At 45.7% G+C, this 12142-nt stretch carries 10 protein-coding genes and 1 riboswitch; of the genes, 6 read left to right on the top strand and 4 right to left on the bottom strand.

From position 1 onward, the window contains the following. The coding region (locus QVA83_RS13135) for a mandelate racemase/muconate lactonizing enzyme family protein (protein ID WP_287498537.1) at nucleotides 1-1152 on the top strand (1152 nt) is incomplete at its 5' end. 70 nt (nucleotides 1153-1222) lie between these two features. Here the strand turns inward: QVA83_RS13135 and QVA83_RS13140 are convergent. Both QVA83_RS13140 and QVA83_RS13145 read right to left on the bottom strand, forming a co-directional pair. Continuing rightward, nucleotides 1223-2098 (bottom strand): amidohydrolase family protein, encoded by an 876-nt coding sequence (locus QVA83_RS13140; protein ID WP_156077888.1) that lies wholly within the window; start codon nucleotides 2096-2098, stop codon nucleotides 1223-1225. A gap of 86 nt (nucleotides 2099-2184) precedes the next feature. Continuing rightward, complete coding sequence (locus QVA83_RS13145) at nucleotides 2185-2976, bottom strand: SDR family NAD(P)-dependent oxidoreductase (RefSeq protein ID WP_069943748.1); 792 nt, start codon at nucleotides 2974-2976, stop codon at nucleotides 2185-2187. A gap of 347 nt (nucleotides 2977-3323) precedes the next feature. Here QVA83_RS13145 and QVA83_RS13150 point away from each other — a divergent pair, with 347 nt between their 5' ends. Next, on the top strand, nucleotides 3324-5084 hold the full coding sequence (locus tag QVA83_RS13150) for an acyl-CoA dehydrogenase family protein (protein ID WP_287498538.1): 1761 nt from the start codon (nucleotides 3324-3326) through the stop codon (nucleotides 5082-5084). Nucleotides 5085-5178: 94 nt separating this feature from the next. Here QVA83_RS13150 and QVA83_RS13155 read toward each other — a convergent pair whose 3' ends face one another. Continuing rightward, a complete protein-coding gene (locus QVA83_RS13155) occupies nucleotides 5179-5724 on the bottom strand; it encodes a DUF3016 domain-containing protein (protein WP_014948252.1) in 546 nt (181 codons plus the stop codon). A 123-nt stretch (nucleotides 5725-5847) separates the two neighbouring features. Then, the gene (locus QVA83_RS13160; RefSeq protein WP_014948251.1) at nucleotides 5848-6219 is read right to left on the bottom strand and encodes a hypothetical protein; all 372 of its coding nucleotides are present in this window, start codon (nucleotides 6217-6219) and stop codon (nucleotides 5848-5850) included. Between the two features lie 480 nt (nucleotides 6220-6699). Between QVA83_RS13160 and ccoG the strand changes: the two genes are divergently transcribed. From ccoG to QVA83_RS13180, 4 genes are all read left to right on the top strand, one after another. Further along, entirely contained in the window at nucleotides 6700-8130 is a 1431-nt protein-coding gene (gene ccoG, locus QVA83_RS13165) for a cytochrome c oxidase accessory protein CcoG (protein WP_156077887.1), read from the top strand. Beyond that, complete coding sequence (locus QVA83_RS13170; protein ID WP_014975670.1) at nucleotides 8127-9110, top strand: serine/threonine protein kinase; 984 nt, start codon at nucleotides 8127-8129, stop codon at nucleotides 9108-9110. The genes ccoG and QVA83_RS13170 overlap by 4 nt, the downstream gene beginning before the upstream one ends. Nucleotides 9111-9229: 119 nt before the next feature. Next, a riboswitch (cobalamin riboswitch) is annotated at nucleotides 9230-9481 on the top strand. An 89-nt stretch (nucleotides 9482-9570) separates the two neighbouring features. Beyond that, complete coding sequence (locus QVA83_RS13175; protein WP_216600737.1) at nucleotides 9571-11493, top strand: TonB-dependent receptor plug domain-containing protein; 1923 nt, start codon at nucleotides 9571-9573, stop codon at nucleotides 11491-11493. 308 nt (nucleotides 11494-11801) lie between these two features. Next, on the top strand, nucleotides 11802-12142 hold a 341-nt coding region (locus QVA83_RS13180), incomplete at its 3' end, for a thioredoxin domain-containing protein (RefSeq protein ID WP_287498539.1).

Consider the following 12142-nt stretch of genomic DNA (forward strand, 5'->3'; position numbering starts at 1 on the left):
GAATGCCCTAAGCGCCCTCAATGGAACCCTGTTTTCGTGCGCGTTTACACCGATGAAGGCATTACTGGAGTAGGTGAAGCAGGGCTTGCTTATGACTGGGGCCACAGCGCTGCAGCTCACATGATTAAAGAAATCGCTGAAGCCATGCTAATTGGCTTTAACCCTTTCCACACGGAACTGCTCTGGTCCAGAATGCTGCGCGAAGGTTTCTGGGGATTAGGCGGCGGCCCTGTAATTTATGCAGCGATGAGCGCCATTGATACTGCACTTTGGGATATTAAAGGCAAAGCACTTGGTTTGCCTGTGTACGAATTACTTGGCGGCAAGACCAATGGCAAGCTTCGTAGCTACGCCAGCCAGCTTCAGTTTGATTGGGACAAAGAAGTGACCAAGCTTAACGACCCTGCTGACTATGCTCGCGCCACTGAAAAAGCACTTAAAGATGGTTACGATGCGGTTAAAGTTGACCCCATCGTTTACGATAAAGACGGCAACACCCACTTCGACAGAACCAAGCTGTTCACTAAGCCCGAGCTTAAACTGTTCAAAGCCCGCCTTCAGGCGATTAGAGACACAATGGGCGAAGATGGCGACATCATCTTTGAATGTCACAGCTTATTAGGTGCATCAACGGCTATCCAGCTGGGTGACATCGTTGAAGAAATTGGCTGTCTATATTACGAAGAGCCAGTGAATTACCTTAACTCAAAGCTTCACGATAAAGTAGCGAAGAACGTGAACGTGCCTATTGCGGGCGGTGAGCGCCTGTACCATCGCTGGGATGTACGCCCTTACCTTGAAGATCAATCTATTGATGTACTTCAACCTGACGTTGGCCTTTGTGGCGGTTTCACCGAAGCGAAAAAGGTGTGTGACTATGCCGACATTTACGATGTACGTATTCAGGCTCACGTTTGCGGAGGCCCTGTAGCGACAGCGGCAAGCCTGCATCTAGAAACGGCCATTCCAAACTTCTTAATTCACGAGCACCATACCTACGCTATTAAAGATTGGAACCGTGAACTTTGCATTCAAGATCCTCAGCCAGTAAACGGCTTCATTGAAGCGCCTGACACACCGGGAATTGGTATCGATCTAAACGATGAGGTGGTTTATCGCTCGCCGCACATGACGGTAACTGCGCTTAAATAAAGCTGAAATCCAACGGGTTTATTGAAGGCAATAAACCCTAGGCTAGTTCAGCAGCTTAAGTACGCTAGCTTCATGCGATGTCGTACCATCGCTTCGCATTTTCGTACAGCAGCGCCGCTTTTTGAGTTACAGAAAGCGGCGTTGTCATATCAATGAACCCATGCCAAAGCGCCGCATACGGCATTCGCCACTGACACAGCGGGAAGTTGCTGGCAAACATCATGTGATCTGTGCCAACGGTGTCCAGCAAGGATTCAAAAATATAAGACGCACGCTGCCACAGCCAACGGCGATCTTGCATTTCTAATCCTGAGAACTTAAACACAACTTGCTGCGTTTCATTCAAGTCGCGAATATTCTGCCGCCATGTTTTAAACGCAAAGCTATTTACATCAATCGGCGCTATTGCGGCATGGTTTACAGCCACTTTTAGCAAGGGTGTTTGTTCTAGCACCGTTAGCAGCGCATGCACAGCATTGCTATCTGCAAGATTTAACTGCGCATCGAAAGACAAGCCTTGCGACGCCATGTGATGAAGCCCCCATTTAACTTTAGGGGTGCGTAAAAGTACTTTAGCATCGTCATCTAATATGTGACGAAGCCCACGTATTGAGTGGTACCGCTTTAGCTTATCGATATGACTGCCAACACTATTCTCTGTTAAATCGATACACCCAATTGAACGGAATGGCAGCGTACAATGACGCTCCAAGAACGCAATTTCACGCCAGGGCCTTTCGTTATCGTAACCCGCTTCAATGTGAACAAAACCGCCTAACTGCCCTAACGACGCGCGATAGAGCATGTGCTCTGTAGTATTTTTTGCAATCGCTTTTTTATCTGACCAGAAAGGGGCATTGGCTGGTTTCATCCAATCATAGTGCCCTTCGTTTAAGGCAAAGAAGTGGATATGAGGGTCTATCCAAGTGATTGAAGGCTTGCTCATCTTTGTTTATAAAACCTTGGTTTATGCTATTGCTGATAAGGCATTTCGCGTTGCTTTTCTGTTCAGCCCTATCTATTCAGCTCTTTCTATTGTGCTGTGTAGCCCCCATCCACCGCATACAAGCTACCCGTGATGAACGACGCTTTGTTGCTGCATAGGAAATAAGTCAATTCAGCTACGTCTTCGGGCTGGCCCAAACGTCCAATAGGTTGTGCAGCGGCTTCTTCAGCTACCACTTCATTTTTATCTGCCCCAGAACGTGCCACATAATTATCAATGGCGTTATGAAATAGAGGCGTTTCGATGGTACCCGGGCATACCGCGTTAACGCGGATGTTATAGGGTGCGTAGTCAAGCGCAGTGGTTTTCGCCATAGACGCCAACGCACCTTTGCTGACCCCGTAGGCAAACGAATTGCGCTTTCCGATAAAGGACTGATCTGAGCCCATCACCACAATCGCGCCGCTGCCCTGCTCTTTCATGGTTGGCAGGCAAGATTTAATCGCGCCATACGCCCCTTTTACGTTCAAGTTTAGTACCTTATCAAGCAGCGCTTCATCAGTGTCTTCAATGGTTGCTGAAACATGTATACCGGCATTACACACCAATGCGTCTATGCGTTGATAAGAACTAATAACCTCATTCACCGCGGCTTCAATATTACGCACAACACTTACATCACACGGCTTCCAGATAGCATTAGGTAACGCTTGCTCAAAGTCTCTGATATCTAAATTAATGACTTGATAACCGTTTTGACTAAACAGCTTGCATACCGCAAAACCGATACCCAAGCTTCCCCCCGTTACAATGCAAACCGGGATCTGCGCATCATCACTGCTATGTTTAAGGTTTTTCTTCGCGCTTTCTGAATTCATGTTTTTATGTACCGTGTTGCTTGTGCGTATGTGAACGGGTTATTTCAATGTAAGCTAAGCATGCCAGTGAGAATTTGAATTGCAAGCGAGCCTACCACTTGAGTTCACTTTTCTATATTAACATCAATGCGTCAGACATAATCACCAGAGCCTGTGTGACCTTTGCTGCACATTTAAAGTCCATGAGTCTTGGAAAACCTATGTGTTTCTCTCATGTCAGTCCGCATAGATCATTACCCACATCATCCAAATTTATTATTAACTTTCCTTTAACGGACTATTCGGACTACGCTTTTTGTGACTATAATAGACAAAATTAAAACACTTGTTTGAAAAAGGAGTCATCCATGCCTCTGTACCACGCCCCTACGACTGATTTTCAGTTCTTGTTAAAAGACTGGCTTGGACTTGATGCTCACTACGAAAAGCTCGGTATCAGCGACTTTGATAGCGAGCTTGCCAACGAAATTATTGCACAGGGTGCAAAGTTTGCTTTGGATGTGGTTGCCCCTCTTAACCGTGAAGGCGATGAAGAAGGCTGTACGCTAAAAGACGGCAGCATTACCACGCCTAAAGGCTTCGCTGATGCCTATCAGGAATATGTTGCTAACGGCTGGAATGCAATGCTAGGTACTGCCGAGTACGACGGGCAAGACTTGCCGTACACCATGGCTGTGCCTGTTCACGAAATGCTAAACGCGGCGAACTTAAGCTGGCGTTTAACCACCATGCTTACTGAGAGCGCAACACTTGCGGTTACTAAGCACGCCAGTAAAGAATTAAAAGATATCTACCTTGCTAAGCTAATCAGCGGTGAGTGGACAGGTACCATGAACCTGACCGAACCTCACGCAGGAACAGATTTGAGCTTGCTTAGTACCAAAGCTGAGCCACAAGGCGACGGCAGCTATAAAGTCACCGGTAATAAGATTTTTATTACCGCAGGCGATCACGATTGGAGCTCGAACGTTATTCACCTTGTTCTAGCTCGTCTGCCTGATGCTCCCAAAGGCGTTAAAGGCATCAGCTTATTCTTAGTGCCCAAGTTCCTTCCAGATGCCAGCAATGAGCCTGGCGAGACGAACAGCTTGTCAGTGGGAAGCATCGAACACAAAATGGGGATCAAAGCGAGCCCGACTTGCGTGATGAATTTTGACGGTGCAACGGGTTACCTTGTAGGTGAAGAAAACCAAGGCCTAGCATGTATGTTCACCATGATGAACGATGCACGCTTCCAAGTAGGTCTGCAAGGTTTAGGGGCGGCAGAAGCCTCTTACCAAGGCGCGCTGACCTATGCCCGCGAACGCGTTCAGTCTCGCGCACCTCAGGGAATTCAAAATCCAGAAGGCAAAGCAGACCCGATCGTCTTTCAACCTGACGTAGCGCGTATGTTACTTACGCAGAAATCACTGATTGAAGGCTGTCGTGCACTTTCACTTTTCTATGCCAAGTTTATGGACGTTGAGAAGCTTGGTGAAGGTCAAGAAAAAGAAGATGCCGACAAGATACTTCAGTTTTTAACGCCAATCTGCAAAGCTTTTATGACGGATATGGGCCTTGAGACCACCAGCCTAGGTGTACAAGTATTTGGTGGTCACGGCTTTATTCGTGAATGGGGTATGGAACAACTTATGCGCGACGTGCGCATTGCTATGTTATATGAAGGCACCAACGGTATTCAGGCGCTAGACCTTATTGGTCGTAAGCTTACCCGAGATGGCGGTCAAATGATGGAAGCGACCTATAATGCGTTTAACGCTTTGGTCAGCGACATTCAAGACAGTGAGGCGAAGGGTCTGGCTCAAGGAATTCTTGATGACTGGCGTGCATCTTCAGCCGATTGCTTAGGTATGGATGCCACCACCGCTGCAGCTGCTGCTTGTGATTACTTGGCATACAGCGCCTATTCATTGATTGGTGTACTGTGGTACAGCATGGCCGACAAAGCGCAGGCATCAGGTAATGCAGTACTTGCAGCGTCTAAGATGAAGACACGTGACTTCTACATGGAACGTATATTAGTACGTCGCGATGCGCACAAAGCCGCTTATAAAGCTGGCCCTGGAAGCACCCTTGCAATATCAGGTAATGAGTTTGATTATCTGTAGGCAGCTTATTCTGCTATAGCCCGTGAAATATGGGCTATGAACGCAAAAAAGGTCACTATATGTGACCTTTTTTATTATGATTTGAACGAAACTATTAGTCGTTCGCTGCTACTTGGGTTGAAAACGTATCTGAAAACCAATCGTTAAGCATCGCTTTTTCATAAGAAAGCGATTCCGTGCGATTGCGACGAATATTCGACTCCATAAAATCCATATCTTTAAGTTTCACATCTTCACCACTTAAAATGACCTGACCGTCGGCATTAGCCAACGAGTAGCTGAATGTCATTCTAGGAATATCAACGCGCTTAATGATACGGACGTCGCTACCGGCACCGTTACCGAAGCCGACAAACTGGCTTGGCCAAACTTGGCCAGCTAAATCAACATTTGTTACTGTCATTGACAGCACTTGCGACTCAGGTAAATCACTGGCCAAATCTACAATGTGTTCTTCAAGCTCTTGTAGCGTTCGTTCGCGGAACCGTTTACGAGATTCATTGGTTGGTCTTACATCGCTATAAGACTCAGGTTCTTCCCACGTTATCTTCACCTCAGCGGCTTGAGTGGGAGCAAAAACGGTAAGGAGTCCCACCGCTGTGGCGCAGCTTAAACAAGAAAAAGTACGTAATTTATTCACTTTTATGCTCCTAAATTCAGTCGTTTAAACTATGAGTTAGCAAGACATTTAGAGAAAGCTTAGCATGCAGCAATTGTCGGCTTTTATATCAGCTTTATATTTAACCAGCCTTGTTAAAATTGGCTAGTCTCGCTTTGCTACTTGCATAACTGACGACTGTTTAATGATTAGGCATAGTTGAACGCGTTTAGTTCCCGTAAAGTTGGGGTTTATATCGTCCTTTTCACAATAGGTGTGATAAAAACGTTTAACGCTTGCGCTATCAGCGGTGATTTGCTGAACATATGTTTGCTGGTAAGGCTTTAAGGGACTCAGCTGGATATTAATTTTATCTTGTAAACTACGCAGTTCTTCTCGCTCCGGTAAGGTGGCAATTGAAACTAGCCATTCAGAAAGCGAGTTCTGGATATCTTCAAAGAGATACTGAACAAAAGGAGACCGCAGCACAATTACCAAAACAATAATTTCAGCAGCGATGATAAAGAACCTTAACATGACTTCTCAGCTAACTTTGACAGACGTTTACTACAAATAGCGCCAATTTTTTAGCACCTTTCTCACTATGTGCTCAACTACACTTTGCCAATTTACATTTTCACAATGCTCACTGTACACGATTCAAACGGTAATTGACCACATTATTATCGACGATAATAGGGTCATATCGGTTTACCTGTAAATACAGCAAACTATACTCATGTATAGTAGGTAAAGCCTAATCGTCGATGTTGGGCATCAAATGGCATCTGGCCGTTATATTAATCCTCATTATTCACGTAGCTGTATTTAACTATTTACAAAGTTACATAGACTGAGGAAATCAAAACAAAAAACGACTTACGTTCTGAAGTTTCAGTATTGACTGAAACTTTAAAAAGATACACCATACGCCGCATTATTGATCTACATTAAATATGACGTTTTGAACGCAGTTATACTGCACAGGCAGTTCGTTACGTCACATAAGGTTAAGCTATGAATGAACAAATACCGGTAAAGACCGTTACACCGGTAAAAGTACATAAACCCAAAGGTGGACCTGAGGGTAAACGCCACGACTCTCGTAGCCGTATTTATGTGCGGGCTGTACAAGGCCCTCTGGAGACGTTTAGACGCATGTTTGGCCTTTTCTTTTTGGGCCTCTTTGCCATCATTCCATGGATTCAGTACAACGGGCATCAAGCCGTGCTACTCGATATTGGTGAGCAGCGATTTACTATATTCTCTCTAACCTTATGGCCTCAAGATCTCACTTTACTGGCCTATATATTTATTGTTTCCGCCTTTGCGCTGTTCTTCGTCACCACTTTCGCTGGTCGAGTGTGGTGTGGATTTATGTGTCCTCAAACAACGTGGGTATACATTTATACGTGGTTCGAAGAGAAATTCGAAGGCCCGCGCAACAAGCGTATAGCGCTAGATGCACGCAAAATGGATGCAGATAAATTTTTGCGTAAAACAGCTAAGCACACCGCTTGGGTATTGGTAGCGCTGTTAACGGCTTTAACCTTCGTTGGCTACTTTACGCCAATTGATGAACTGTTTATCGATTTTGTAACATTTAACACCAGCTTCTGGGCAGGTTTATCAGTTATTTTCTTTGCCGTCTGTACGTACGGAAACGCTGGCTACATGCGCGAAATCATGTGCACGCACATTTGCCCGTATGCGCGTTTTCAGTCTGCTATGTTCGACAAAGACACGTTTACTGTATCGTACGATGCAAAGCGTGGAGAGCAACGCGGCCCGCGATCACGCAAACTTAGTCACGAGCAAGTAAAGGAAAAAGGGTTAGGCGACTGTATAGACTGCAACCTGTGTGTTCAGGTATGCCCAACCGGTATCGATATTCGAAATGGCTTACAATACGAATGCATCAACTGCGGCGCCTGTGTTGATGCGTGTAACGGTGTTATGGATAAAATGGGTTATCCTAAAGGCCTGATAAGCTTTACCTCTGAAGAAGAACTAGCTGGCGGTAAGACTCATATTTTACGTCCAAAGTTAATTGGTTACTTTGTAGTTTTAGTGGTGATGATAGGCTTGCTGTTTGCCAATATTTGGATGCGCAGCCCCACCGAAGTTGACATTATCCGCGACAGAAACTCGCTATACCGCGAAACGAATGAAGGGCTAATTGAGAACGTTTATACAATAAAAGTACTTAACAAAACTCAGCAAACCCAAACCTACTCTATTGCTGTAAAAGGTTTGCCTGACTACAAGTACATTGGTGAGCAAACTGTAACAGTTGAAGGCGGTGCGGTGTATAGCACGCCAATTTCAGTTGCAACTGACGCCTATAATCTGGAAGATACGGTTACCGATATTTTTATCAGTGTAACCACCACTATTGATGGGGAAACGGTTACCGTTGATGAGCCAACTAAGTTCCTTTATCGATGACAGATTTTTCATTCTCTGGGCTTAGCCCAGACACCATATTAGATGCCCTGGAAAGTCAGGGCATTTTTCTTCAAAGCGGTTTGCTAGCACTAAATAGTTATGAAAACCGCGTCTATCAGTTTTTGGCTGAAGACGGTCAGCGCTATGTAGCAAAATTCTATCGCCCAGGTCGATGGACCGACGCTCAAATTCTTGAAGAACACGCGTTTGCTGCAGAGCTAATCGATAACGAAATTCCATTGGCTGCGCCCATTTCTCTCAATGGCAGCACGCTGCATCACCACACCGTGGCGGAAACTGACTATCGATTTGCGTTATTTCCTTCGGTGGGCGGTAGACAATTCGAAAATGACAACCTTGATCAACTCGAATGGATGGGGCGTTTCATTGGTCGTATTCACCGCGTGGCCCATGCTAAAGGGTTTGCACATCGTCCCTCGATTGATATTGAAAGTTACCTCGATGAACCGAAGCAGGTGCTTATGCAAAGCACACTGCTGCCAGAGCATCTAAAGACAGCATTTTTTGCCATACTTAACCCCGTTATTGATGCCACGAAAAAAGCGTATAAGCCAACATCAAGTATTCGGCTTCACGGTGACTGCCACCCAGGCAATATACTGTGGCGCGATGGCCCTACCTTCGTTGATTTAGATGATTGCCGCATGGGCCCTGCTATCCAAGATTTGTGGATGATGCTAAGCGGCGACCGCCAACAACAACTATTGCAGCTCGATACTTTGGTTGAAGCATACGAGGAGTTTCACCCGTTTGACACTGCACAGTTGCCACTTATTGAGCCCCTGCGCGCTATGCGAATGGTGCATTACATGGCATGGCTTTCACGACGCTGGGAAGACCCTGCTTTTCCGCGGGCATTTCCTTGGTTTGCTGAAGACAAATACTGGGAAGGCCAAATACTTGCTCTGAAAGAACAGCTATCGGCCCTTCAAGAGCCTCCACTGAAATTAGGATATTGAGCCAGCCCCTTTACTGCTGAAAAAACGCTTTTTCGATGACCGTTGTCGATAATCTTATGGCGGTTACGAAAAAGCGTAAGGTATAAGAAACCGTATTCGCTATCACTTTTTAACTTAGATATAATCGACAGTGTGTAGGTGCTCTTGTCTAGCTCCATATTAACTACGGCGACAAGGGTTAAACGGGAAATCAGTGAAAAACTGATGCTGCCCCCGCAACGGTAAACTCAACGCGTTGTCGTTTTCTTTTCATACGCCACTGTCTTTTATGCGTTACGTATTAAACGCCATTAGATGGGAAGGCAAAAGAGCTATTACATTTTTAGTAATGGTGAGTAAGCCCGGATACCGGCCTGTACTTCATGGTGTCGTTTGCTTGCTCACATCCATAATTAAGCAATGCGTGCACTTTCCCTAATCATGTGCTCGGGTGGAGCGCATCAAAGACAACATAAAAACCATGCGTACACATTTTACTAAAGCAGCCCTTAGCGCTGCAGTTATTTCGTGCTTAAGCACACCTGCCTTTGCTCAAACTTCTGACCAAGATATTGAAACTTTAACAGTAACAGGCACGCGTTTGCCTATTTCGTTAACCAAACTTCCTGGTTCAGTATCGGTGCTAACTGAAAGCGACATTAAAGCTTCGGGCGCACTTCAACTTACCGATCTAATTCGCGGTCTACCTGGCGTTAGCTTGTCTCAGTCAGGCAGTCCTGGTGGCTTAACAGAGCTGCGCGTGCGCGGCGGTGAAACCAACCATCTACTTGTTTTAATTGATGGCGTTGTTGCCAACGACGTAGGCCAAGGAAGTCTGGTTGACCTTGCTCACTTAACTAGCGCAAACGTGGTGCGCATAGAACTTCTTCGAGGCCCGCAGAGCGCAAGATGGGGCAGCGGCGCTATCGGTGGTGTATTGAGCATTACTACGAAATCAGGCCAGTTTGCCGATAATGCGTCACACGTAGACTTCTCTGCTGGCGTTGGCACACAAGGTACGTTGCAGGGCAGCATGAACGCGCGCTCGCAAAGCGATAACGTAGGTATTTCTGCATACGCCAGCTACATACGTACCGACGGTGACAACGTATCTCGTGTTGGTAACGAAGATGATGGCTACGACAACATGACCGCTGGCATTAATATTAATTATGCCGCAACGTCGGAGCATACGTTAATAGCTAACCTTCGCACGGTTCAGTACGAGAACGATTACGACGGCACTGATTTTGTGACGACAGGCCTTCCTGCTGACTCAGATAACGTGACGGATGGTTCACAAATTAGCGCGAAATTAAGATGGGAATTTGCTCCGGAAAATACAGGTTATCGCTCAGCGCTAAGTGCGCATTATCGCAAAGACGATAACGATAACACCGAGTCAGGTGCAGACACTGGCGGTACCACTGGTGAGCGCATAGAGTTAAACTGGACAGGTTTCTATACCATGGATAACTGGGATTTTGCTGGCGGTGTTGAATACCTACAGCGCCTTTTTACCCAGCGCGGCCCAATTGCATTTGGCGATCCGAACCAGAAGCAGCACGACAATACTTATAGCGTATTTGCCGAGACAAATGGCCAGCTAACCGAGTCGCTAACCGCAACACTAAGCGCACGATTCGACAACAACAGTGAGTTCGACAATGCCGTAAGTTATCGCGGCGGCCTCACATGGCAACTTAACGATTACTACGCTGTTTTTACCAGCTATGGTAAAGCTGTTAAAACACCCACCTTCACTGAGCGCTTTGGCTACTTCCCTGCAAGCTTCATCGGCAACCCAAACTTAGAACCAGAAACCAGTGAAGAATGGGAAATAGGCGTTAAGGCAAACTGGAAATCACTGTCTGCACAAATCAGCGCATACACTACCGACCTTGAAGATGAAATCAATGGCTTCGTATTTGTGTCAGATTTGGGTGCATATAGTGCAGATAATATCGACGGTGAAAGCTCGCGAGAAGGTATTGATCTAGAACTTAACTGGGACAGTGGCTATGGTGATTTTACCGCAGCGTATAGTTATCTAGATGCGGAACAAACCGATAATGGTATAACAACCACTGAACTGCGTCGTGCCCGTCACCAAGGCTCATTAACCTACAACACTGACTTTGGAACGGAGAAATTCAGCTTTTACACCAAGCTAGCTTACACAGGGAGTCATTACGACACCTTCTTCCCTCCTTTCCCTGAACCGTCTCAGACTCTGGCGCTGTCAGCCTATACGCTTGCAACCGTTAATTTAGGCTATCAGATAGATAAGCAGTGGCAGGTCTCGTTGAAGGTCGACAATGTATTTGATACTGATTATGAAGACATTGTAGGTTATGCAGGCCAAGAGCGTCGCGCTCTACTTTCAGTTAACTACAGCATGTAAGTGATGTAACGTTAATGAACCTTCTGTTGAGCGTTGCTTAAAGGCAAAACTCAACGTGAAATCAACAAACAATAAAGGGCTATACATGGTTATAGCCCTTTTTCTTTGAGTTTCTGTTAGGGCCTGATGATTCAGACTCTGTTCATCATGCGTACATAAAATACTGCATTTACCTAAACCTTGAATCGCGTTTTTTAGTGAGCTTGTCGCGTAGTAAGGCATTGAAGTAGAACAGGTCCTAGTTAAGCGAACAAGCCTGTGATAATCTCAGTATCGATAATAGTTTTTTGAACATAGGATTATATTCCATGAAAAAGTTTGCAGTAATGTTTGTCATGGCAATGCTTTTGCCACTAACAGCATGCGCTCAGGAGCCAGCGTCTAAATGGAAAGAAGGTACCCACTATACTGTGCTTGATAAAGAAGCCACAGATAAGCCTGTTATTACTGAGTACTTCTCATTTTGGTGCCCTCACTGCTTCCAGTTCGAACCTATCGTTGCGCAAATTAAAGAAAAGAAAAGCGACGGCACGAAATTCAATAAGGTGCACGTAAACTTTATGCGTTTTACTGGACCTGAAGTTCAAGATGATGCAACTAAAGCCATGCTTATTGCGCGCGCTATGAAGCAAGAAGACGCGATGAACGG

Origin of the sequence: Alteromonas sp. AO-Serp (assembly GCF_017849675.1) — a bacterium.
In the GTDB taxonomy this organism is placed as follows: domain Bacteria; phylum Pseudomonadota; class Gammaproteobacteria; order Enterobacterales; family Alteromonadaceae; genus Alteromonas; species Alteromonas macleodii.

Coding starts and splice junctions, on each gene's coding strand:
- QVA83_RS13145 (WP_069943748.1), bottom strand. CDS start 2,976: ATGAATTCAGAAAGCGCGAAGAAAAACCTTAAACATAGCAGTGATGAT.
- QVA83_RS13140 (WP_156077888.1), bottom strand. CDS start 2,098: ATGAGCAAGCCTTCAATCACTTGGATAGACCCTCATATCCACTTCTTT.
- QVA83_RS13175 (WP_216600737.1), top strand. CDS start 9,571: ATGCGTACACATTTTACTAAAGCAGCCCTTAGCGCTGCAGTTATTTCG.
- QVA83_RS13170 (WP_014975670.1), top strand. CDS start 8,127: ATGACAGATTTTTCATTCTCTGGGCTTAGCCCAGACACCATATTAGAT.
- ccoG (WP_156077887.1), top strand. CDS start 6,700: ATGAATGAACAAATACCGGTAAAGACCGTTACACCGGTAAAAGTACAT.
- QVA83_RS13150 (WP_287498538.1), top strand. CDS start 3,324: ATGCCTCTGTACCACGCCCCTACGACTGATTTTCAGTTCTTGTTAAAA.
- QVA83_RS13160 (WP_014948251.1), bottom strand. CDS start 6,219: ATGTTAAGGTTCTTTATCATCGCTGCTGAAATTATTGTTTTGGTAATT.